This window comes from Hymenobacter arcticus (assembly GCF_054779975.1).
On the sequence record NZ_BAAGXF010000005.1, the window covers coordinates 18,510 to 41,995 of the forward strand.

The 23,486-nt window shown below is 63.2% G+C and carries 17 protein-coding genes; 4 read left to right on the forward strand and 13 right to left on the reverse strand.

Going from position 1 to position 23,486, the window contains the following annotated elements; all coding sequences use genetic code 11:
- Positions 1 to 45: 45 nt before the first annotated feature.
- Positions 46 to 5,553, reverse strand: coding sequence for an alpha-2-macroglobulin family protein (locus ACYVGC_RS10485; protein WP_460583780.1), 5,508 nt, complete (start codon positions 5,551 to 5,553; stop codon positions 46 to 48).
- Between the two features lie 60 nt (positions 5,554 to 5,613).
- Positions 5,614 to 6,513, reverse strand: a complete 900-nt coding sequence (locus ACYVGC_RS10490; protein WP_460583781.1) for a VirK/YbjX family protein — start codon at positions 6,511 to 6,513, stop codon at positions 5,614 to 5,616.
- Between the two features lie 276 nt (positions 6,514 to 6,789).
- On the opposite strand from ACYVGC_RS10490, the gene ACYVGC_RS10495 reads away from it, so the two are divergent.
- The 3 genes from ACYVGC_RS10495 (at position 6,790) to ACYVGC_RS10505 (ending at position 10,948) form a co-directional block, all read left to right on the forward strand.
- Positions 6,790 to 7,698 carry a LysR family transcriptional regulator gene (locus ACYVGC_RS10495; RefSeq protein ID WP_460583782.1) on the forward strand — a complete coding sequence of 303 codons (909 nt, stop codon included), beginning with the start codon at positions 6,790 to 6,792 and terminating at the stop codon, positions 7,696 to 7,698.
- A 65-nt stretch (positions 7,699 to 7,763) separates the two neighbouring features.
- The gene (locus ACYVGC_RS10500; protein ID WP_460583783.1) at positions 7,764 to 8,969 is read left to right on the forward strand and encodes a PALP domain-containing protein; all 1,206 of its coding nucleotides are present in this window, start codon (positions 7,764 to 7,766) and stop codon (positions 8,967 to 8,969) included.
- 110 nt (positions 8,970 to 9,079) lie between these two features.
- On the forward strand, positions 9,080 to 10,948 hold the full coding sequence (locus ACYVGC_RS10505; protein ID WP_460583784.1) for a polysaccharide deacetylase family protein: 1,869 nt from the start codon (positions 9,080 to 9,082) through the stop codon (positions 10,946 to 10,948).
- Positions 10,949 to 10,963: 15 nt separating this feature from the next.
- Here ACYVGC_RS10505 and ACYVGC_RS10510 read toward each other — a convergent pair whose 3' ends face one another.
- The 8 genes from ACYVGC_RS10510 to ACYVGC_RS10545 all read right to left on the reverse strand — a co-directional run bounded on the left by ACYVGC_RS10510 (position 10,964) and on the right by ACYVGC_RS10545 (position 19,575).
- Positions 10,964 to 12,010 carry an alkane 1-monooxygenase gene (locus ACYVGC_RS10510; RefSeq protein ID WP_460583785.1) on the reverse strand — a complete coding sequence of 349 codons (1,047 nt, stop codon included), beginning with the start codon at positions 12,008 to 12,010 and terminating at the stop codon, positions 10,964 to 10,966.
- A gap of 371 nt (positions 12,011 to 12,381) precedes the next feature.
- Positions 12,382 to 13,602, reverse strand: a complete 1,221-nt coding sequence (locus tag ACYVGC_RS10515; RefSeq protein WP_460583786.1) for a tetratricopeptide repeat protein — start codon at positions 13,600 to 13,602, stop codon at positions 12,382 to 12,384.
- Positions 13,603 to 13,700: 98 nt separating this feature from the next.
- Positions 13,701 to 15,062: an ATP-binding protein gene (locus ACYVGC_RS10520; protein WP_460583787.1), complete on the reverse strand. Its 1,362-nt coding sequence runs from the start codon at positions 15,060 to 15,062 to the stop codon at positions 13,701 to 13,703.
- Positions 15,063 to 15,119: 57 nt separating this feature from the next.
- Entirely contained in the window at positions 15,120 to 15,386 is a 267-nt protein-coding gene (locus ACYVGC_RS10525; protein WP_460583788.1) for a DUF167 domain-containing protein, read from the reverse strand.
- Between the two features lie 169 nt (positions 15,387 to 15,555).
- Positions 15,556 to 16,305, reverse strand: a complete 750-nt coding sequence (locus tag ACYVGC_RS10530; protein ID WP_460583789.1) for an endonuclease III domain-containing protein — start codon at positions 16,303 to 16,305, stop codon at positions 15,556 to 15,558.
- 69 nt (positions 16,306 to 16,374) lie between these two features.
- Positions 16,375 to 17,373 (reverse strand): hypothetical protein, encoded by a 999-nt coding sequence (locus ACYVGC_RS10535; protein ID WP_460583790.1) that lies wholly within the window; start codon positions 17,371 to 17,373, stop codon positions 16,375 to 16,377.
- A gap of 143 nt (positions 17,374 to 17,516) precedes the next feature.
- Positions 17,517 to 17,927 carry a response regulator gene (locus ACYVGC_RS10540; RefSeq protein WP_460583791.1) on the reverse strand — a complete coding sequence of 137 codons (411 nt, stop codon included), beginning with the start codon at positions 17,925 to 17,927 and terminating at the stop codon, positions 17,517 to 17,519.
- A 148-nt stretch (positions 17,928 to 18,075) separates the two neighbouring features.
- Positions 18,076 to 19,575: a sensor histidine kinase gene (locus tag ACYVGC_RS10545; protein ID WP_460583792.1), complete on the reverse strand. Its 1,500-nt coding sequence runs from the start codon at positions 19,573 to 19,575 to the stop codon at positions 18,076 to 18,078.
- A gap of 108 nt (positions 19,576 to 19,683) precedes the next feature.
- Here ACYVGC_RS10545 and ACYVGC_RS10550 point away from each other — a divergent pair, with 108 nt between their 5' ends.
- Positions 19,684 to 20,514: a TrmH family RNA methyltransferase gene (locus ACYVGC_RS10550; RefSeq protein WP_460583793.1), complete on the forward strand. Its 831-nt coding sequence runs from the start codon at positions 19,684 to 19,686 to the stop codon at positions 20,512 to 20,514.
- Between the two features lie 19 nt (positions 20,515 to 20,533).
- Here the strand turns inward: ACYVGC_RS10550 and cynS are convergent, their stop codons facing one another.
- From cynS to typA, 3 genes are all read right to left on the reverse strand, one after another.
- Positions 20,534 to 20,977: a cyanase gene (gene cynS, locus ACYVGC_RS10555; protein WP_460583794.1), complete on the reverse strand. Its 444-nt coding sequence runs from the start codon at positions 20,975 to 20,977 to the stop codon at positions 20,534 to 20,536.
- Positions 20,978 to 21,038: 61 nt separating this feature from the next.
- The gene (locus tag ACYVGC_RS10560; RefSeq protein WP_460583795.1) at positions 21,039 to 21,542 is read right to left on the reverse strand and encodes a DUF6630 family protein; all 504 of its coding nucleotides are present in this window, start codon (positions 21,540 to 21,542) and stop codon (positions 21,039 to 21,041) included.
- A 116-nt stretch (positions 21,543 to 21,658) separates the two neighbouring features.
- Positions 21,659 to 23,470, reverse strand: a complete 1,812-nt coding sequence (gene typA / locus ACYVGC_RS10565; protein WP_460583796.1) for a GTP-binding protein TypA/BipA — start codon at positions 23,468 to 23,470, stop codon at positions 21,659 to 21,661.
- Positions 23,471 to 23,486 lie beyond the last annotated feature (16 nt).

Sequence of the window (23,486 nt, forward strand, 5' to 3'; positions counted from 1 at the left end):
GATACCACGCGCGGACTCGCAGAGTCCACGCTACCCCCAAGGTAGCTACCGCACGCGCACCACGCCCGCCCCGTTATACGAGTGGTATTCAGCGTTGTACATAGCATCGGCGCTCACGGGGCCCAGCTTGAAGGTGCCCTTGCTCACGGCCCGCACCAGGTAGTAGAACACCTTGGGCTTGGTAGTGGCAGTGGTGAAGAGGTTGAGGCGGTCGTCGCGCACGTCGAGGTAGTCGGGCTGGTCGGCGTTGGCTACGAAGGCGATTTCGCGAGTCACGCCCAGGCGCGGGTTCTCTATTTCGAGGCCGGCGGGCAGCAGGTCGGTCACGGCCACATTCTTGACCTCGCCGGCCGCGTCGGCGGCTTGCAGCGTGAGCTTGACCACCACCAAATCGTTCTGCTTGATGCCGGCCGCGCCCACCGGCTGCCCGGTGCGGGTCAGAAACTGGCGGCGCACCTTCAGGTAGCTGTCTTCTTCGTGTACTTGGCCGCCGGCCGAAATGCCTTCGGCCTCCCAAAAGTAGTAGAGCGCGCCGGCCCCGCTGGCTTTTATGGAAATTTTGCGGTTAGCTACGTTATTCACCGTGAGGTCTTTGCCGGTGAACTTGCCGATTTCCTTGCCATCGGCCAGCAGCGTGGCTACGGCCGTGCTGGCCTGGCTCTTGCGGGCTATTTTGCCCAGCGCCAGCAGGCCGAAGGCGCGCTCCTGGGTGTTGAGGTAGGGGGCCACGCGCATTTGCCGGCTCAGCTGCCGGGCGATGCTGTTCACCTGCGGGTTGGTGGGGTCGGCTTCTAGCAAGGCATTGAGGGCCAGGGCTTCATCGCGAATGGGTGAGGAAAACGAGTCGCCCAGCTGGCGGCCCGACTTCTCGGGCGTGAACTGCGTGGGCAGCACCTCGCGGAAGGCCCGCTGCTGGCCGCCCAGCGCGTAGGTGCAGGCCAGCAGGAAGCGCGCATCGGGCGTGAGCAGGGGGCGGTTGGCCTTGTAGTAGTTGAGGGCCACGGCATCCTGGCGGCCAGCCAGGGCCAGCACGTAGAGCGAGTAGGTGATTTCGCGCTTGGCGATGATGCGCTGGCGGGCCAGCCCATCCACGGTGAAGTACTGGTAAGCCTCCGTTTCGCGCTTCTTGAGGCGCAATTGCAGGTAGCTCAGTACCTTGTTCAAGGTGCTCTGGTTCACGGCGAAACCGGCCTGCTTGGCTTCGAGCAGGAAGTGGGCGGCGTAGGCGGTGGCCCACCAGTTGTCGTAGTCGCCGCCCGGCCAGTAGCTGAGGCTGCCGTTGTAGAGCTGCATGCTCTCGATTTTGCGGATGGCCTCCTGCACGTTGTAGTTGGGGTTGTAGCGCTGGGCCTTGCGGCCGGTGCCCGTTTTCTGGGCCAGCGTGGTCGCCAAATCGCCGAAATACAGCTGCGGGAACGCGGCCGATACGGTTTGCTCCAGGCAGCCGTAGGGGTAGTCGAGCAGGTAGCTCAGGTCCTTGGCAAACTGCGTGAGCGGCGAGCGGCTCAGCACCAGCTTGCTATGCTGGGAGCTGGGCAGGAAGTCGGTGCGCAGATTAAGCGCGGCGGGCGCGCTGGCCGTGGCCTCGCCGCTGCCGGTGCGCTTTTCAAGCGGCGCGGCCGGGCGGATGGGCAGTTCGATGGTTTCGGAGAAGGTTTCGGTGCTGCCTTTCAACCCAGTGACAACAATTTTTACTGTCCCATTGCCAATGCCTTTTGCGCTAACGTGAAAAAGTTGGCGATACTCTGCTCCGGGACGTAGCGGCACAGTCCATTCTTCAGGCCTATACCGTATTCCATGTGGCCCAACAACTTCAGGTTCGGCTGAAACAAGAGGGCCACTAAGCTGCTTAACGACCTTGGCAAAAATCTGATTTTTCGTCGTATTCGTCAGCGTCACCGGTACATCAATTGTATCGCCGGGGCTCATGAATCGCGGCAGCGCCGTGCTAATCACCACCGGGTCAGCCACCTTCATGGTCTGCTCGGCGTTGCCGAAGGCGTCGTCTTTATACGCCACGGCCATCACGCGCAGCGCGCCGCTGAACTGCGGCACCCGGATTTTATAGCGCACCAGCCCCGAGGCGTCGGCCGTTAAAATCCCGCTCCACATGGCCACCAGCTTCACGCGGCGGCTGGGCACGGGCGAAGTGCGCTTGGCCATGTCGGCCGCGTCGCCGCCGCTGCTACTGCTGCCCAGCTCGGGTAGCAGGAAGGGGTAGATGTCGAAGGCCGCTACTTCGAGCGCCCGCTTCTGGTAGAAGTAGCCGTAGGGGTCGGGCGTCTGGTAGTTTTTGCGCTGCAAAATGCCTTCATCCACCACCGCCAGGGTCACCTGGGCGCGGGGGGCTGTGCGCACCTCAATGGTCTGGAAGGTTTGCGAGCGGCTCAGGGCGGCCACTTTCAGGGCTACGGGCAGGTGGGTGCTGGGCTTCTCTACAGTGAGGGGCACGAAGCCGCGGGCCACGGTGAGCGGCAGCGAGTTGTCAGTGATGGGCCGGATGGCGGTGGCCGTGATGTACACGTTGGGCGCGTAGCCCGTGCGGATGGGCACGCTCACCTTGGCCGATTTCTGGTCGGTATCGACGTAAAAATGCTCGAGCACGCGGTTGCGCTCCACCGTCACGAGCACCCGGCCGGGGAAGGGCGTTTTGAGTAGCAATTGGGCCGTTTCGCCGGGCTCGTACTTCGGCTTATCGGCCTCAATGGTCACCTCGCCTTCGTTGTTGACTTCGAAGGAGTTGCCGGCCGTGTCGCCGCTGCCGTAGGCGTAGAAGTGGGCCGCCACGTAGGTGCCCGCGCCAGGCCGCGACAGCCGGATTTCGTACTCGCCCGAGTAAGTGGGCGTGAACGTGAGCGCGCTGTTATTGTCCACCACAACCCCTTGGTTTTGCAGCACTTGCTCGCGCTTCTGCGAGTTGTAAACCAAGCGCCCGCCCTGGCGCTCCAGCACGGTTTCCCAGAGTAGCCGCACTATCTGCACCTGCGCCTCGGCCTGCGTGGGTTTGCCGGCCGGCGTGAGGGCCGCGAGTTTTAGGGATAATTCCTGGCGCGTATTCACCAGGTCGCGCACCTGCTGAATACCGAACATCACAGCCTGCGTCTGCACCTCAAACGTGGCCAGTCGGTTCACGGGCCGGCCCGTTTCGTCGAATAGCGTGGCGAAGGCCACGCCCTCCAGCGTGCCGAGGTCGCGCACGTCGGGCAGGGTGTAGGCGGCGGTGCCGCGCCCGGTGGCGTCGGTTTCGCCCTGGCGCACCTCCTTCTGGAAGCGCTCGGCAATGCCCGACACCGTATTGGCGTTGCGCCCCGTGCCGCTGCGCAGCGAAAAGGAATAGTCCTCATATTTCGGGGCCAAAAAGGTCTTTTCCTTCAGCGAAAACTCCACCTCGAACTTGCGCCCGGCGGCCGGCGGCCCAAACAGGTTTTGGGCCTGCACGGTGGCCGTCACGGTTTCGGCCGAGCGCAGCACGGCGGGCTTCGCGGCCACGGTCACCTTCAGCCGGTCGGGGATAAACTCTTCGACGCTAACTTGTTGTGAGGTGAGTAGCACGTCGTTGCCGGTCAGTACTTCTAGCGAGTATAGCCCCGTCATCACGGTGGCGGGCAGAATAAAGCGCGACTCCACTGCGCCGGTGGCGCTCAGCTTCTCGCCCAGGCTGGCGTATTCCTTGCCGGTGGGCAGCAGTAGGCGCACCTTAATGGGCAGGCCGGCGGGCGGCGTGCGCCAATCGTCGGTGCGCACCACTGCGTTGGTATGAATGGTGTCGCCGGGCCGGTACAAGTCGCGGTCGCCGTATAAAAACGCCTGGTAGTGCGCCGCATTGCTAGTCAGCCCGCCCACCTCAAAGCGGGAAGTTTCGACCCGGCTTTTGGGCAGGCTGAGGAAGGTGAAGTCGCTGCCCTGGGTGGCCGTAATCATGCCCAGCTTCAGGCGGCTGCCGGCCACGCTGTCGTAGCGGGCCACGCCCTGGCCGTTGGTGGTGGCGGTGCCCATCACCTGGTTGCTGGTGCTGATAAAGCGCACCGTGGCCCCGCCCACCGGCCGCGCCGTGCGCAGCGAGTTCAGAAATACAACTGCTTCGCCGCTAGCATTTTGCTTGGTAATCACGCCCAGGTCGGTGAAGGTCACCAGCTTCTCTTCGCGCAGCCACAGGTGCTCAGTGTCCTGCACGCGTATCACGTACAGGCCTTTGAGGGGCGCGCTGAATTCCAGGTCTTTGAGGTTGAAATTGAGCAGATGCATCCCGTTTTGCTTGGCCAGGCCGGCCGTGGCGTAGGTGCGGGTAAAAAGCACGTCGCCGCGGTTTTCCAGCTCGTAGTACTGGTAGCTGTGGTCCACGTATTCGCCATCGCTTTCGCCGCCGCCGCCTTCCTCTCCATCTTCGCCGCCATCGGAGCCGTACTGCTTGTCGCCGCGCAGCACTTCCTGGATGTTGCTGGCGTAAATCTTAGCCACCGTCACCTGCACGTTGGCCACCTCGTTGAGGCGTAAGCCCAGGTTGCGGTTGCCCATTGCATTCAGGTACAAGGCTTTATCAGTGCTGGCAAAGCTGATGCTGGGCTCGCTGTTGCCGAAGCTCACGCTCTGGTTGAACGCCTCCGTAAGCTGCCCGCCCAGCGCCCCGTGCAGGCCCGACTTGATGCTAACCTGGTAATCCTTGCCCACCTCGAAGCCGCCGCGCAGCAGCAGGCCGCTTTCCAACGCCTCCATCTCAAAGGGCACCGCCGGCGACACGCTCAGCAGCGGCTGCATATCAGCCACCGACACCGGCTGGTTGGTAAGGATGGTAACCACGGCCTGGCCGTTGAGCACCTGGCCGGTGAGCTCGCGCACTTGCAGCAGCTGCTGGTCGGGCACTTCGGTATCGGCTTGCAGTGGGCCGGCGGTGGGCTGGCTGCCCGCCACGGCTTGCAGGCCGCCGTCTACCTCAAAGTGCAGCGGCTGGTTGGCATCCACTTCCTGGGTGATGGTGAGGGCTAGGGTGCGGTCGGGCTCGGCGGCGGTGAGGGTGAAGGCCACTGGCCGGCCGCCCTGGCTCAGGTGTAGGCGCGGCCGCAGGTCGGCGGGCCGCACGGCATAATTAAATAACACGTTGGCGCGCAGCTCGGCCCCGCCCGCCCGGCGGCTGCGCCCGTAAAACACCTGCGCGCCCTTCAGCTCCAGAAACGGCGTGTGAAACTTGGTGCGGCTCAGCGTCAGCTTTTGCTTGCCCGAGGGTAGCGTGGCGCTCCGCAAATTGGCCGAAAACGCCGTGCTCGGCCGAAACGGCTCCAGGGGCGAAAACACCAGCTCGCGCCCATCGTTCATCCACTTAAACTTGCCCTTGATGGCCGGCTCAAAGGCTACGTAGCGCGTAGTATCCCAGCGGTTTACCTGGCTGGCATTCACCACCGGCTCCTCAAAGTTGAATACCAGGTTCTGGTACGGGTCAATCTCCTCGCCCACGGCCTGGGTCGCGGCCTCGGCCTGCGTTTGGTCGGTTTTTTTGGAGCAGGAAAAGGTGGCGAGTAAAGCCAAAAAGAGGAGCGGCAGCAGGCGGCGTTGGCGCATAGCAGAGCAATGGATAAGCAGAGCGGGAAAGGTAGCTAAAAAACGCACCTGCCCCGCTAGTTACCCCTTGCCAAAAGGCCGCGCCAGCCCCGCAAATAGCTCCCGGCAGGTATGCTCCACGGCCCCGCGCACGGCCTGCTTGTACTGGCGCTTGCGTAGCGTGCGCGCCCGGTGGTTGGACTTAATGCTCTCAATCGGCTTTTCGGGGGCCGGAATAGCCAGTAAAAACAGCTTGTCGGCCGTCTTCTCACCACCCAGCTGCTCCCAGAAGGCGTTGTAATCAAAGTGGTTAGCCGAGCCATTGCTCAGCTGTTCCTCGGTGCTGATACCCACGGCCTGGCCCACGCGCAGCGCCGTGGCCAGGCCGTAGGCCGCATTCACGAGCAGCGCGGCGGGGGCCACGTCGTGCAGCACTTTGGTAGCGTGCTTGTGCAGCGCCGCCTGGCGGGTGCCCTGCACCTGGCCCATCAGCAGCGTTTGGCCGCCGCCGTGGCCCACCAGCCGGCCGGGCACAATCACGAACGACACCACTTGCAGCAGTATCTCGCCGAGGAACAAGCTCAGCGACAGCTCTCCCTCAAACCCCACGAAAGCCGGGTACGAAAGCACGATGGTGAATGCCTCGTCGCCGTGCTGCTCGCGCCATACCACGGGCTTGGTGGCCACCAGGTCAAAAAAGCCGGCCCCCACGTTCGTGGCCAAAAATTGGTAGTGATTGAGAATCGCCTCTAGCCGCGTGGTGCGCGAAAAGCTCGCCGCCGTGTAGCGCGACAAGTATTTGTAAGAGAAGCGCGGCTGGCGCTCCAGCAGCGGGGCCAGGGGCAGGGTAGCCGCTAGTTTTTTAACGCGCTGAAAATCAGTGTAATCCCACAGCGTCTGAATGCTCCGGATAGTGTGCTTGGCCGCCAGCAAAGCCGGCTGGTTTAGCACATGGCGCACCAAGTCAGGTAGTTGCGTCACGGCTGATGAGGCAAGTAGTTGGGGAGTAGGAGTAGGCCATTGGTTGCGTAAGGTAAAAATTTAGTGAATTTATTAGACGAAATAAAGGTAGCAACGCACTTACGTAAACGGACTAAAATGCTCGCCCTCGGTATGTTAATTTTTTAAGATTCTTTTAAGAAAGCCGATGCCGCCGCCTGGCTTGGCCCGTCGGCACCTCGGTTGCCTACGCGGGCGGGCCGCCGGGGCCGCGTGGCGTTCTTTTGCGCTGGCTTTGCCGTTGGCTCCGTTGTTGTCATGCTTTCCCATCCTCACGAAGTATTTTTAGAAGTGGCTCAGCGCCTGAGCTTTACCAAGGCTGGGCAGGCGCTGTTCATCAGCCAATCGGCGGTGAGCAAGCAGGTGAAAGCCCTGGAGGAGCACTACCAAACCGGCCTCTTCGAGCGGCTGGGCGGCAGCGTGCAGCTCACCCCGGCCGGCCAGAAGCTATATCAGAAGCTATTACAAGCCAAGCAGTTGCAGCAGGAATTGCAGCAGGAAATGAGCGAGCTGAGCCCGGCCTTTGCGCCGGCCGTGCACTTGCTGCTGGGGGCCAGCACCACCATCTCGCTCTACGTGCTGCCGGTGGTGGTGGCGGCCTACCTGCGGCAGCACCCGCAGCACCAGCTCAGCCTCAAAAACCGCAACAGCGACAACATCCTGCGGGCGCTGCTCGACCACGAAATTGAGCTGGGCATCATCGAAGGAATTCATAAAGTCAGCAATGTCACCTACACGCCGCTGCTCACCGATGAAGTAGTAGCAGTGTGCGCCGCCGACAACCCGCTGGCCGGCCGCACGCTGGTAGTCAGCGACTTGCTCAGTATTCCGCTGGCTTTGCGCGAGGTGGGCTCCGGCACGCTGGCCGTGCTCGAAGAGGCCCTGGCCAAGCATCAGCTGCGGCTGGCCGCCCTGCCGGTGCGGGTGCGCCTGGGCGGCACCGAAGCCCTTAAGAATTTTGTGCGCGTGGAAGCTACCTGTCTGGCCTTTTTGCCTCGCCAGGCCGTGCTTAAGGAGCTGGCTAGCGGCGAGCTTAAGCAGGTTATAATCGAAGACTTGCACTTGCAGCGGCAGTTCAACTTCATCCAGCGGCGCGGCACCGAGAATAATGGGCCGTACCGTGATTTCCTGCGTTTCACGCAGCGTTACTATTCCGATAAGGAATAGGCTATGCGAAAACAACATTTCGACAAGGCATAGCAACTCGTATAGGGCTACCTGAACTTTGCCCTATGAACCAAGTAGCCACGTTGCCCCAATCGCGGATTCACGCCCTACACTGCGCCAACTGCGGGGCGGCTTACTCGCCGTTTCAATTGCAAAGCGTGTCGCCCTGCTGCCAGCAGCCCCTGGTGGCCGACTACCATCGGCGCCGGCCACTCAGCCGCGCCGATGGTATCGACCTGGCTGATAGCTCGATGTGGCGCTATGGAGCCCTATTGCCGCTGCTCGACGAGGCCAACAAAGTGACCCTGGGCGAAGGCATGACGCCGCTGTTGAACCTGCCCCAGTTGGCCGCCCGCTACGGCCTCCACGCCCTCACCCTCAAGGATGAAGGCCAGAACCCCACCGGCTCGTTCAAGGCGCGGGGCCTGAGCATGGCCATTTCCAAAGCCAAGGAGCTGGGCGTGACGGGCTGCATCATCCCCACCGCCGGCAACGCGGGCGTGGCCATGGCCGCCTACTGCGCCCGCGGCGGCCTGGCCGCCACCGTGGTCATGCCGCGCCACACACCCGAGGCTTTTAAGGAGGAATGCTATTGGTATGGTGCTCAGGTAGAGCTAGTTGATGGCCTCATCAACGACTGCGCGGCCCGCGTGCGCCAGCTCAACGCCGGCGGCGAGCTGCTCGATATCTCGACCCTCAAGGAGCCCTACCGCCTAGAGGGCAAGAAAACCATGGGCTACGAAATCGCGGAGCAGCTCGACTGGCAGCTGCCCGACGTGCTGCTGTACCCCGCCGGCGGCGGCACCGGCCTCATCGGCATCTGGAAGGCGTTTCAGGAGATGATAGCCCTGGGCTGGCTGGCCCCCGAAACCAAGCTGCCCCGCATGGTGGCCGTGCAGGCCGAAAACTGCTGCCCGCTGCTCGAAACCTACCTCGGCCGCCAGGCCAACTGCCACGCCTACAACGGCCGCCCCACGCTGGCTAATGGCCTGGCCGTGCCCCGCCCCCTAGGCGAACCCTTGATGCTGAGCGTATTGCGCGAATCAAACGGCACCGTACTAGCTATCAGCGAAGAAGGAATGCTGGAAGGCATGCGCGAGCTGGGCCGCCACGAAGGCCTGTTCGTGGCCCCCGAGGGCGCGGCCGTCTGGATGGCCGCCCGCCAGCTGCTGGCCGACGGCTGGCTGCGCGCCGACGAGCGCATCCTGCTCCTCAACACCGGCAACGGCCAGAAATACATGAGCAACGTGGCCGGTCGCGCCTGGGCCTAGCGCAGTAACGTGGACTCTGCGAGTCCGCGCGTGGTATCGTTGTTCAATAGTTGTACAACGACACCACGCGCGGACTCGCAGAGTCCACGTTACTGCCCGACCTTTGCGCCATGCACATTCTGCACGTACTGTCCGCCAATTTTTTTGCTGGCTCCGTGGCCTACGCCGTGGCCCTGGCCGAGGCTCACCACCGGGCGGGCCACCAGGTGTGGCTGGCCTCCGATGCGGCGGCCCTGCCCACGGTGGCCGCGCAGGTGCAGCTGCCCATCAGCCAGCGCAAATACGGCCAGCGGCTGCGCAATATTCAGGCGCTGCGCCAGCTGGTAAAAACCCACCGCATCGACGTGGTACACGCCCACTCGCGGGCGGCCAGCTGGGTGAGCTACTTCGCTTTAAAAGGCCTGAAGGTGCCGCTGGTGAGCACCGTGCACGGCCGTCAGCACCTGCACGCATCTACTTCACTGTTTGATATTTATGGGCAAAAGGTAATTGCCATCTGCGAAAACCTGGCCGAGCACCTGCGCCAAGAAGTGAAGATGGCCCCCGCCAAACTAGTGGTGGTGCCGAATGGCGTGGCCTTTGGAAAAGAAGAATTAAACATAGTTGCTGACGAGTGCGCCGATGCGCCAACAACCATGTTCAATTCCCTTCGCGTAGCCTTCATTGGCCGCTTCAACGGCCCCAAGGGCGAGCGGGCGGCGGCCCTGCTTCAGCACGTGTTTCCGGCGTTGCTACAGGAGTTTGCGCAGCTGCGCGTTACGCTCATCGGCGGCGAGCTAGCGCAGCTACCCGAGGCCGGCAAAGCCGCGTTGGCGCAGCTGCAAAGCCAGTATGGCGAGCGGGTGGAAGTCATTGGCTTTACCGACGACGTGGCGGGCTGGCTGCGCAAAACTGACCTCGCCATTGGGGCGGGCCGCGTGGCGATGGAGGCGCTGGGCGAGGGCCGCGCCGTGCTGGCGTTGGGCGAAGCCCTCTACGCCGGCCCCATTACGGAGGCTAACTACGCCGCCGTAGCCGCCTCCAACTTTGGCGATATCCTGCCCCAACTGCAACCCGGGGCCGGCTTCGACCCGGCCCCGGTGCTGGCCGATGCGCAGGCGTTTTTGCGGCAGCCCCACCGAGTGGCGCCCGCCCTGGCGCAGCGCGTGCGCCACGACTATGGCCTGGCCCGCGTGGCGGCGCGGGTACTAGCCGTGTACGAGTCGGCGCGCATGGCGCTGGCCGTGCCCAGCTTCATGCCGGTGCTCATGTACCACAAAATCCCGGATGCGCCCCTCGCCACCAAGCACCAGATTTTTGTCACGCAGGAGAATTTTGCCAAGCACTTGGTGTATTTCAAAAGCCACGCAATCAGTCCGATAACCTTTCGGGATTACCAGGATTTTGCCAGTGGCCGCCGGCCGCTCACCGAGTTTCCGCGCCGGCCCATCGTGCTCACTTTTGATGATGGCTACACCGATAATTATACCAATCTGCTGCCCCTCATGCGGCAGTACGGCTACCGGGGCGTGCTCTACTTGCTCGGTGATTTTGAGGTGCGCCACAACCAGTGGGACCTCGCCATTGACCCCACCGAGCCGCGCGCCGAGATGATGGACCCCGTCCAAAAGCAAGCCTTTGTGGCGGCGGGCTGGGAAATAGGGGCGCACACCCAAACCCACGCCCACCTCACCCAACTGCCCGCCGCCGCCGCCGCCGCCGAAATCGCCGAAAGCAAAGCCGCCCTGGAACAGCGCCTGGGTACGGAAATCATCTCCTTCGCCTACCCCTACGGCGACCTCAACGCCGCCACCAAAACCCTGGTAGCGCAGGCCGGCTTCCTGTTTGCCGTGGCCACCGACTCGGGCGGCATGCACCTGGAAGACGACCGGATGCAGATATTCCGCATCAACATGTTTCCGCACGAAACAGCCAGCAGCCTGTTCAAGAAAACGTCGGCCTGGTACCGCCGCTACTACCGCTGGAAGCGCAAGAAGTAGCAAGTAGCCAAGGCGTTAACTGGCCGCCGGCACGCGCCGGTTCATCACCCGAAACCAGAGCGGCGGGATGGTGGCCAGCAGCATCATGCCGGGGTAGCCGGTAGGCATTTGGGGGCCGGCCGGGTGGAAGCGCAGCGTTTGGTAGGGCCGGGCCGCCTGGTAGTGGTGGTCGGAGTGGCGCGTGAGCTCATACAGCACAATGCGGCCCAGTAGGTGCTCCGAGTTCCAGGAGTGGTGGGGCTGCACCCGCTCGTAGAGGCCCGCGGCGGTGCGGTGGCGCTGCAAGCCGTAGTGCTCCACGTAGTTAACCAGCTGAAGCAGTACGATGCCCAAGGCGGCGGCCGCCAGCCAGGCTAGCAGGGCCGCTAAGCCAAAGAAATTCAGTACCAGTAGAATAGCCGCCACTTGCGCTAACTGAAACCCCAGCAGCTGGTTGCGGCCCGACCACACCCGCCGCCCAGCGCGCCGCAGGCGAGTGGCCTCCAGCTGCCCAGCCGAGCGGTATTCGCCGGCCAGGGCGCGGGGCAAAAAGGACCAGAACGGCTCGTGCAGGCGCGAGGTGGCGGGGTCGAGGGGCGTGGCCACGTGGCGGTGGTGGCCCCGGTTGTGGGCAATGAAAAAATGCAGGTACAAGCAGCTCAGCAGCAGCACCCACGCCAGGCGCTGCTCGGCGGGGCGGCTGCGGTGGCCCAGCTCGTGCGCCACGTTAATGCCCAGCGCCGCCAGGCAAATGCCCATCGTGGTAATGGCCCCGGCCGTGGCCGCCGGCCCAAAGGCCCCGCTGCGCACGCGCAGCAAAAAATACCCCAGCAGCGCCAGCAGCAGCGGCACGTTGAGGTACAGCAGCCCGTCGAAAAACAAGGAGCGGCGGCCCTGGGGGTCGGCCGGTGGGTGGGCACGGGGGGGCGCAGGGCGCCCCAGCCACTCCAGCAGCGGCATCAGGCCGAAGGTGCAGGCCGGCGCGGCCCACGTCCAGGCTCCGCCCAGGCGCAAACCCAGGCAAGCGGTGGCGGGCAGCACGTAGGCCACCAGGTAGCGCAGGTCGCGGGCGGGCAGGAGCATGGGGGTTGGCTGTTGGCTGCTGGTTATTAGCTTTTGTTCTGACTAACAGAATGTTGTATCCGAAGTAAGGGTAGATTGATTTCGCCTGACTACTGAGCGCCTATCCAAATAGGTGCTCAGCGGGTTGCTGACCTTGGGCCATTACCCTACCCTAAAAAGGATAATTGACTGGGCGAAATACGGTGGGTATTTCCGCATTACCTAATCTGAGCGCGGTCCGTTAAGGTCCTTTTATTTACCAATTACTTATCTGATAATCAATGTTATAAACAGTTTAAAATCTCTCGCTAAAGTCTGCCTTGGCAAACAATAAAGTGGGCCCGCTGGTAGCCTTGGCCCAAGGGTAACCAGAGCGGCGGCCGGCCCCCGCCCTAGCTCAGCGCAAACAACCAAGTGTACGCCACCGTGCCGTACAGAAATGTCATAAATAATTGGTTGTCAAGCTGTCCGCTATTGGTAACACCCAGCATGGCCAGCGCCACGCTCAGCGCGCCCACAGCCGCCAGCGCCCAGCCGGCCCAGCGCGAGTAGCGTTGCCGCTGGGGCTGCCCGGTCAGCCGCTCGGTGCCCACTAGCGGAAACAGCAGCCCCAGCGCCACGAAGGCCAGCGTACCCAGCCCCGGCACCGGCAGCAGCAGCATGCCTAGGCTGGCCGCCGCCGCCAGCCCCAGCAAAGCCAAAAAGTGCGTCGAGTGCAGCGTCTGGGCCGGGCTCAGGGCGTAGCGCCCATAGCGGTTCAGGCGCAGCAGCGAGTTGAACAGCGCGTCCTTAAACCAGCTCAGGTAGGCAAAGACCAGGTACACGGGCAGCAGCAGCGGCACGAAATGCGCCACCGCGTAGGCCCCAATAAATAGCCCGAGCCGCAGCCGCGCGCCCAGCGAGTTCACCCAGTACATGAACCGCATAAACGTGCGGTACACCCAGTGGCGCGCCTTGAGTGCTTCCACCAGCCCCTGGCGGGCAAACTCGGAGGTGGGGTCGAGGCGCAGGGCTTCGCGGAAGTTTTCGAGGGCCTCGGCGGGGCGGTTGGTTTCGAGGGCTACCCAGCCGGCCTGGGCCTGCACGCTGCTGCTTTCGGCCCCGTGGCCCAGGGCGGCGCGGGCGGCGGCGCTGGCCGCGGCCCCGCGGCCCTGGCGGGCCAGCGTGCGGGCTTCCAGGCTGTGCAGGCCGGCGTGCTCACTGTCGAAGCTGAGGCCGGTGCGGGCGGCTTGCAGGGCAGCTGGCAGCTGGCCGCTTTGCAGGCGCAGCGAGCCCAGCAGGTGGTGGTAGTTGGCGTCGGTGGGGTCGAGGGCCAGCGCCTGGTTGATGGCCGCCATGGCCTCCTTGAGCCGGTGCTGCCGGTGCTGCACCAGCGCCAGCGCATAAAAGGCAAAGTCGTACTCCGGGGCCAGGTGAATGGCCAGCTCGGCCTCCTGCTGCGCGGTGGGCAGCTGGGGCTCGTCGTCGAGCAGGCACACGGCCAGCAGGGCGTGGGCCACCGGCTCGTGCGGGTCGCGGGTAAGGTGGCGGCGCAGCTCGCTGGCGGCCTGCTCGGGGCGGCTTTGCTGCATCAGCAGCTGGGCGCGGGCCAGCCAGTCGGAAGAATAGTCCAAGGGAATAAAAGCCTAAACGAAAGCCGTATTATGTAAAATACTGATTTAAAATAACTTATATGGTAACGAGCAAGCCCGCAAGGTGCCCGGTGGCTGCGCTACGCCCCCGGCTTTTTCACCCCCAGATACACCAGAATATCGTCATAGAGGCCGCCCTCATTCGAGTACAGCGCGTAGTTGCGGGCCGTGGCAAACCACTCTTTGGTGCTAGCCTTCACCAGCTTGGCGGCGTCGAGCAAGTCGCTTTGCTCGATGGGCAGCGGGCGGCCGGCGCGCATGGACAGGCGCAGGCGGGTGTCTACCGCGCCATCGACCACGGCCTTGAGGTCGGCCCCGCTGAGGCCGGCGGTGCGGGCCGCTACGGCGGCGGCGTTTACGTTGCCAGCTAAGGGTTTGCCTTTCAATAAGATATCGAGAATACTGGCGCGGGCGGCCTCGTCGGGTGGGGTTACAAGCACAATTTTGTCGAAGCGGCCGGGGCGGCGAAATGCGGGGTCGAGGTGCCAGGGCGCGTTGGTGGCGGCCATCACCAGCACCCCTTCATTGGAAGCCGACACGCCATCGAGCTCCTCCAAAAACTGGTTGATGACCGTGCGGCCGGCGCTCTGGCGCAGGTCGTGGCGGTTGGCAGCCAGGGCATCCACCTCGTCAAAAAACAGCACGCACGGCGCCTGCGCCCGCGCCAGCTCAAATAGCTGGTGCAGGTTTTTCTCGCTGTTGCCCAGCCACATATCCAGTATTTCGGCAATGCCCACGCTCAGGAAGTTGGCCTGCACCTCGCCGGCCGTGGCGCGGGCCAGGTAGGTTTTGCCGCAGCCGGGCGGGCCATACAGCAGCAGCCCGCCGCCGCTGGCCTTGCCAAAGGCCTTGTACAAATCGGGAAAGTGTAGCGGATGAATGATTTTGAGCCGAATCTCCTCTTTCACCGTCTCCATGCCGCCCACGTCGGCAAAGTTGATTTTGGGTTTTTCGAGGCCCGCACCCAGCGCGCTCGGCGGTAGGGTGGGGAAGGGGTCGCCGGCCCCGGTTTCGGGGCCGCTGGCGGGCACCCGGCGCGGGGCGTTGGTTTGCAGCTCCTGGTCCAGGGCGGCGTCGGCCAGGCTGAGGTCGAGGCGCAGGGCCTGAGCGTATGCCTCGCGGGCGGCCTCCAGCTGCTGGGTGGCGGCCAGCAGGCGGGCGTGCAGCAGGTGCGCCGGCCCCAGTCTATCATGCTGATTCAGAAGCTCTTCCACTACCACGAAAGCGGCCGAGGTTTTGTCCAGCGCGAAGTAGGCATCGGCCAAGCCCAGCTGCAAGGCGGCATCGGTGGGGTGGTAGCGCAGGCCCTCGCGGTACAGCTCCTCGGCTTGCTGGTGTTGGCCGGCCTGGCGCAGCAGCCCGCCCAGGTGCTGGCGCAGCGGCAGGTTATCGGGCGAAAATTGCAGGGCGGCGAGCAGCGGTTGCAGCGTAGCGTCGGACATAAGGCAGCAGGGTCAAAAACGGACCTGCGAAAGTACGGCCGCGGGCTGCCCGGCGCGTCAGGCGCGGTAGCGGGCCAGTATGGCGGCCCCAGCCTCGTCGCTCAATCCACTTATCTCCACCTTCTTGAAAGGGGCAGTGTGGCCGCTCAGCAGCGTAACATCACGCTTGGCCACGCCAAATACGTCGGCCAAAAACGCCACTAGCACGGCATTGGCCTGGCCATCCTGGGGCGGCGCGGCCAGCCGCACGAGCCAGCGCCCGGCGGGGCCGGGTAGCAGCTGGTTGTGGCGCGCATTAGGCTTGGCCTGAAGGTGGAGAACCAAAATAGTAGCTAATAATAGGCAAATCAATTGGTTGTCCTTGCGAGCGCAACGCAGTGGAGCGCGGCAATCGCACCTGAACAACTAGCTAAACGAGTCGTTCTGATGCGATTGCCGCGCTCCACTGCGTTGCGCTCGCAAGGACAAACGATTAAATGGACTCACTACTCACTTACTCCCCATTCACTTTTGCTTGCCCCACCGGGCACACGTCCAGCATCACGCAGCGCCCGCAGGCGGGCGAATGGTAAAAGCAGCACTTTTGCCCGTGAAACATGAGCGCCTCGTGGTGGTCGTACACCAGCTGGGCCGTCCAGTCGGGCGGGAGCAAGGCGGCCAGCAGAGCGTGGGCCGGGCCTTCGCCCACCTTGGGGCCAATGAGGCCCAGCCGCTGCGCCACCCGGTGGTGGTGGCTATCGACGGGCATAGCGGGCAAACGCAAGGTGCTGAATAGCAGCGTGGCCGCGCTAGTTTTGGGTCCCACGCCCGTGATGCTTTCGAGCCAGGTGCGGGCCTCGGGAATGGGCCGGTCGGCCAGAAAATCGAGTGAGCAGGGCGGCAGATTTTCGTCGCCGCAGCGGCGGCTGATTTCGAGTAGCACGGCCTGAATGCGGGGTGCCTTTTGCTCGGGCCAGGTGCAGGCGCTCAGGGCGCGCTGTACGTCGAGGGTGGGGGCATCGCGCACGGCTTCCCAGGTGGGAAAGGTGGCGCGCAGCTGCTGGTAGGCGCGGTGCGAATCGGTGTTTTTGGTGCGGTGCGAAAGCAAGGCGCTTATCAACTCGCTCAGCGGGTCTTTGTCGCTGAAAAACGGAAATGGCGCGCCGTACGCGGCGCACAGCCGCTTGTGGGCCAGCAGGGCCAGCGCGCGGCGTGCCTCAAAAACAACGGAATCGACGGGCGCGGCCGGGCGGGGAGAAGGCATAAAAAAGCGTACTGCAAACGCCGGGTCGAGGTTCGCAGTACGCCCGCTTTAAGCATCGGAAAACCCGGCTTACCGTGCCCCGCTGTTATACAGCGCAATGGCCTGGCGCTGCGCCGAAGCCTGCTTGCCTTGCAGTACCAGCGGCACAATGAGCACCGGAATAGCCGCGTAGAGCGCCGGCGAAACCCCCGTGCTATTGGCCTGAAACGACTGGAGCGCCCCGTACACCAGCAGCGCGCCGCCTGCTACGTAGGCCGCAATCACGCCCTGCTGCGAGCGCCGGGCCTGGGCCAGCAGCGCCTGCGCGCCGGCATTGTCGGTGGTGGCCAGGGCCAGGTTGCGGGTGTTGAGGCTCTGCACCGGGCCGTTGTCTTTGGAAAAATACTCCGTTTTGGTGGTGCGGTAGCCGCCGTAGGGCGAGCCCCCGAAGCCGCCGTAGCCCACGCCGCCAAAGCCGCCGTAGCCGTAGCCCGGCATGCCAAAGCCGCCCGGCGAATAGCTGGTATTGTAGGTGGCATACAGGCTGATGCGGCCGGTTTTTTCGCGGCGCAGCGTGGCCTCACGCGAGGAGCGCGGCAGGGTGGTGCGCACAAAGTGGCCGTTCTCGTTTTCGTAGAAGCCCACCTCCGTCATATCTACCCGGCGCTGGCCGTCGAGCAGCAGAAAATTGCGCCCAAACAGCGGCTGCTTCACTTCCACGTCGTACACGTTGTAGAGCGCCCCGCTTTTGAGGCCCACCTGGTAGCGTGTAGGGCGCGTGGAGCCGCCCATAATGTAGGGCCGGTTGAAGGGGCTTTCGCCGGGCTGCGGCGGTTGCGGCTCCGCGGCTGGGGGCACGGCCGCGGGCGTGGCAACTACCGGGGCCGGCCGGGCCGAATCGGGTGCGGCTACGGCGGCGGCGGGCACGGCCTCCAGCTGCCGGGGCTGCGGGGCGGGCGCAGCTTGGCGCGGGGCGGGCATGGGCGCAGTGGGCGCCCCGCCGAGCTGCCGCGGCGCATCCTGGGCCAGGGCCGGAAGCCCGGCGGCGCTCAGGCCCAGGCCCAGCACCGCAACAAACGGAAATTTCATGCAGGCAAATAAAAGCTACATCGGCCAACTGCGGCCGGTGAGTGGCTAACGACGCCCTGCCGCGCAAAAGTGCCCGCGCCGAAGCGAACTATTTCATTCAGCAAACGCACAGGTTGCGCGTTTTATAACTATTTGCTAATAAGTTACTTAAGCAATTTCTCCAATAAGCTCAGGCTGTCGGCCAGGTCGTCGCCGCTGGCGAAGTCGAGGGGCTTTAAAATGTAGCCGCTCACGCCCAGGCGGGTGGCCGTGTCGCGGTCCAGGTCGAGGCCCGACGTGGTGGTGATGAACACCGGAATGTGCGCCAGCGCGGGCGTGGCCCGCAGCACCTCCAAAAACTCGAAGCCGTTCATGCGGGGCATGTTTAGGTCGAGCAAAATGACTTCGGGCAGCGGCTCCACGGCGGGCGCGCCGTTGCGGCCCAGCAGCATGTCCAGCGCCTCCTCGCCATTAAAAGCCGTGAGCAGCTCGTGCGGCACGCTGAAGCGGCCGAAGGACTTCTGCGCCATCATGGTATCAAAAACGTCGTCTTCTACTAATAATACGCTGCGCATGCGGTCAATTGTGAATGAGTGAGTTGTGAATAGATAAATTGTCATTGCGAGCGCAGCGAAGCAATCGCATCCGCACGATACCCGAACGATTCCGTTCTGATGCGATTGCTTCGCTGTGCTCGCAATGACAGCCACTTTTAATCAGCAGCTAGGAGCCCTTCGGCCAGGTAAACACGAACGCCGCGCCCTGCCCCACGGCCGACTCGACCCGGATGCTGCCCTGCTGGTCGTCGATGAGCTTCTTCACGATGCTCAGGCCGATGCCGGTGCTTTCGGCGGTATTCCGGTCGCGCAGGGTTTGGAAGAGCAGAAATATTTTCTGGTGGTGCTCGGGCGCAATGCCGGGGCCATTGTCCTGTACCCGAAACTCGTAGGCGCGGCCCAGGTCCTGGGCGCTCACCGCAATGCGCCCGCCACTGTCACCCACGTAGTACTTCACGGCGTTGCTGAGCAGGTTGGTGAATACCTGCTGCAAGCTCAGGCGGTCGGCCACAAAGGTAGGCAGGTCGGGGGCCAGCACCAGGGCAAAGCTGGGGGGCACTACCAGCTCGGCCACCTCGCGCACCAGCTCGGCCACGGCCACGGGTGCCAGCTGGCGCTCGGTGCGGCTGGCGCGGGCGTAGGCCAGCAGGCCGTTGATGAGGTCGTCGAGGCGGCTCAGGCGGCCCTTCATCTGGTCGAGGTAGGTGCGCAGCTGCGGCGACAACTCATTATCAAGCTCTTCCTCAATCCATTGCACAATAGTAGTGAGGCCGCGCAGCGGGGCCTTCAGGTCGTGCGAGGCCACGTAGGCAAACTGGTCCAGCTCTTTGTTGCGGTTTTCGAGCGCCCCAAAGGCCGTGTCGAGCGCCTGGGTCATCTGGTTGAGCAGGGCGGCCAGCGAGGCCAGCCGGTCGGGCTGCTGCCCGGTATCGGTAATCTTGACGGTGTAATCGCCCTGCACCACCTGCCGCGTCAGGTATTCCATGGCCCGGATGCGCTGGGCGGTTTCCAGGTTGGTGCGGGTAAGGGTGAGGCGCAGCTCGTCGTTGGCCCGCAACTCATTGACTATCTTGCTAAACAGCCACAGCACAATAATCGCCGCCAGAATAGCCGACACCACAATGGCCGACGGGGCCAGCTTCTGAAACAGCCCCTGCTGGCGGTTGCGCTTGCGCAGCAGGTCGTCTTCGTACAGCCGCAGGCGGCCTATCACGCCCTTGATAGTGGTAAGTGGGCCTTGCTCACGTAGTTGCAGCGACTGCGCCGCCGGGGGGGTAGGGGCAAAGGTGCGAAAAGTGGCCAGCTCGCGCAGCTGCCCCGTGATGAGCCAGCGCAGCGAGTCGGTGCGGGCGTGCTGGGTGGGGTCGTCCACCACCAGCGAGTCCAGGGCGCGCACTTCCTGGCGCGCCAGCCGCGCGTTGAGGCGGTACACGCTGAGGTACGAGCTATCGGCCAGCAGCAAATAGTTGCGCACGCCACTCTGCGCATCGCGAATGCTAATGCGTAGGTCGCCAGTCTGTTGTAATACCTGGTACGAGTGCTCCACCAGCTTAGTGTAGCGGCTCAGCTGCTGAATGGCCACGTAGGAGGTGAGCGACGTGCCCACCAGCACCGACAGGGCAATGGCAAAGCCGAGTAAAATCTTGGTATTAAGCCGAATAGCCACTACAACACGAATAAAGTAAGAAATCCGCCCGGCCCGCGCCCGGCGAAGTTAGGCGGCGGCCGGCCCCGCCGGGCCCCGGTAGCCTGCCCCACCCCGTAACTTTGCCCCATGTACGCCGCCCGCCCCACTCAGCCCGACCGCATCACCAGCCTGCACAACCCGCGCGTGAAAGATGTGCTGCGCCTGCAAGAAAAATCGGCTGAGCGCCGCCGGCAGGGCCTCACCCTGGTGGAGGGCTACCGCGAGCTGGCCAACGCCCGCCAGGCCGGCTGGGGGGTGGCCACGCTCTTCGTGTGCGAGGAACTGGCCGGCCCCGACATCACCCAGGAGCTGCTGGCCCCCGCGCAGCTCGTGCCGCGCCCCTACGAGTACCTGCCCGTAAGCGCCGCCGTGTTTGCCAAGCTGGCCGTGCGCGAGCGTTCCGATGGGGTGCTGGCTGTGCTGCGTACCCCCACCCGCACCCTGGCCGACTTGCAGCTGCCGGCCAACCCGCTGCTCCTCGTGCTCGAAGCCGTGGAAAAGCCCGGCAACCTCGGGGCCATCCTGCGCACCGCCGATGCCGCGCCCGCCCACGCCGTGCTGGTCGGCGACCCGCGCACCGACCTCTACAACCCCAACGTTATCCGGGCCAGCCTGGGCGGCATCTTCACGGTGCCCACCGTGGCCGCGCCGATGGTCGAAATCCTGGCTTTCCTGAAGCAAAAAGGCATCCGCACCTTCGCCGCCGCCCTAGCCGACGATGCCAAAAGCTACACCGCCAGCAACTTCAGCGGCCCCACGGCGCTGGTGCTCGGCACCGAAGCCGACGGCCTCACGCCCGCCACCCGCGCCGCCTGCGACGAAACCGTCATCATCCCCATGCGCGGCGTGCTCGACTCGCTCAACGTGAGCGTGGCGGCCGCCGTGCTCACGTTTGAGGCCGTACGGCAGCGGGGGTAACGCCTCCCCCGCTGCTGGACTAGTACGACTTGTAGGGCAAAAACTTGCCGCTCATCACAATGCTTACCCGGTCGCCGTTGGCGTGGGGCTCGCGGGTGAGGTCCATCGAAAAGTCGATGGCGCTCATGATGCCATCGCCAAACTCTTCGTTAATCAACTCCTTGAACGTGAGGCCGTACACGCTTACCAGCTCGTAGAAGCGGTAGATGAGCGGGTCGGTGGGCACGGCCGTGGGCAGCGAGCCTTTGTAGGGCACTATTTGCAGCCAAGCGGTTTCCTCCTCATCCAGCCCAAACAGGCGCTTAGCTACGGCCGCCTGGGCCGCCGTCAGCTTCATCTGGCCGAGCAGGGCGGCGGTAGTCCACTCCTTGCTGTGGCCGATTTCCTGGGCAATATCGGCCCAGCGCAGGCCTTGCTTCACTTTGGCAGCAAGTATTTTTTGGGTGACGGTAGCGCGGTCCATAAACTGCAAGGGGCTAAGAAGGGGAAAAATCAGTAGCCCAACCACGCGCCCGGCTACTTGTTCAATATACCGTTACGCCAAAACCCAGCTCCTGGGCTAGCTGGCGAGTTTCCTCAGCCTGCGCCTCGGCCACCACGCTCAGCGGGTAGGCATCGCTATCCAGCGTCAGCAGCACCAGCGCCAGGCCCAGCGGCTCCAGGGCCTCCTGCAAGGCGTCGAGCGCCTCGGGGCCCTTGCCTGCTGCCGCCACCCGCAGACGCTCGGGCCGTTTTTGGTGTTCCAGAATGTCATTCAGGCCCTCAGCTATTTCGGCGGCGGGGTCCTGGTAGTCGCTCTCCCACAGCAAGTCCTCGCTCAACAGCGCATCGATAAGTGCTACATCGCGCAGCTCCTGCGCGGGCAGCGCTGCTTCCATGCCGCGTTCAGCTAGTTCTTCGGCGTATTGCCCTTGGTAGGCCGCTGGGTCACGCAGTACCAGTGCTAGCCGCGTCTCCATGCGCTGGGTAGCCGCTCCATCTGCCAGAGTGAAAAATTGAATAAACTGCGTAAGATTAGCCTGACTCATAAAAAACGATTGTTACTCAATGGAAAAAGAAAAAGGCGCGACCAAAGCCGCGCCTCTCTCAAAAACAACTCACGCCTGAATCTGCGAAATCACAAAAATCAGTGTCAATCTGCGATTTACTCGGCCGTCTTGGCGTAGCGCAGGCGCTCGTTTTCGTCGAGCAAAATCTTACGCATCCGTACCGACTTTGGCGTTACTTCCAGGTACTCATCCTTCTGGATGTATTCCATGGCTTCCTCCAGCGAGAACTGACGCTTGGGAACAATTTTAGCGTTGTCATCCGTACCCGAGGCACGCATGTTGGTCAGCTTCTTGCCCTTCTGAATGTTGATGGTCAAGTCGTTGGGGCGGGTGTGCTCGCCGATAACCTGGCCAGCGTATACTTCTTCACCTGGGTCCACGAAGAACGAGCCGCGGTCCTGCATCTTGTCGATGGTGTAGGCAGTGCCGGGGCCTGTTTCGAGCGAAATCAGCGAACCAGCAATCCGGCCCGGAATCGGACCCTTGTGCTCTTCGTAGTCTACGAAGCGGTGGTTCATGATAGCCTCGCCGCCGGTGGCCGTCAGCACGTTGTTACGCAGGCCGATGAGGCCGCGCGACGGGATGCTGAACTCCAGGTGCTGCAAGTCGCCCTTCGGCTCCATGATGCTCATTTCGCCTTTGCGCATGCTCACCAGCTCAATCACCTTGCCGGCCGATTCTTCGGGCACATCCACTACCAGCAGCTCGATGGGCTCAAGGCGCTTGCCGTTTTCGTCTTCCTTGAACAACACCTGGGGCTGGCCCACTTGCAGCTCGTAGCCTTCGCGGCGCATCGTTTCGATGAGTACCGACAAGTGAAGAATACCGCGGCCAAACACGAGGAAGGTATCCTCCTTGTCGGTCGTCTCCACGCGCAGGGCGAGGTTTTTCTCAGTCTCCTTGAACAGACGGTCACGCAAGTGACGCGAAGTCACGAACTTACCTTCCTTACCGAAGAACGGCGAGTTGTTGATGGTGAACAGCATGTTCATCGTCGGCTCGTCGATGCTGATGCGCTCCAGCTGCTCGGGATTGTCGAAGTCGGCCAGCGTATCGCCGATGTCGAAGCCTTCGATACCCGAAACGGCGCAAATTTCGCCGCTGCTCACTGAGTCTACTTTCACGCGGCCCAGGCCTTCAAATACGTGCAATTCACGCACTTTTACTTTTTTCACACTGCCATCAGCCTTCATCAGGCTCATGTTCGTGCCTTCTTTCAGCGTACCGCGGTGCACGCGGCCGATGGCGATACGGCCTACGAACGCCGAGTAGTCGAGCGACGTAATCTGCATCTGGGGCGTGCCTTCCAGCACCGGAGCGGGCGGGATGGACGCTACCACTGCGTCGAGCAGCGGAATGAGGTTGTCGGTTTTTACTTTCCAATCGGTGCTCATCCAGCCTTGCTTCGACGAGCCGTACAGCGTCACGAAATCAAGTTGGTCTTCGGTAGCCCCGAGGTTGAACATGAGGTCGAAAACCTGCTCATGCACCTCGTCGGGACGGCAGTTTTCCTTGTCCACTTTGTTCACTACCACGATGGGCTTGAGGCCCAAGTCGATGGCTTTGCCCAGCACGAAGCGGGTCTGCGGCATGGCGCCTTCGAAGGCATCCACGAGCAGCAGTACGCCGTCGGCTAGCTTCAACACGCGCTCTACCTCGCCACCGAAGTCGGCGTGACCAGGCGTGTCGATGATGTTGATTTTCACGCCATTATAGCGTACCGACACGTTCTTCGATACGATGGTAATGCCGCGCTCGCGCTCCAGAGGGTTGTCGTCGAGGATGAGGTCGTCGAAGTGCTGGTGGGCATCAAAAATCTTGGATGCGTGGATAATCTTATCCACCAAAGTCGTCTTGCCGTGGTCAACGTGGGCAATGATGGCGATATTCCGAATGTTCTGGGTCATACGTAAGTTTTTGCGG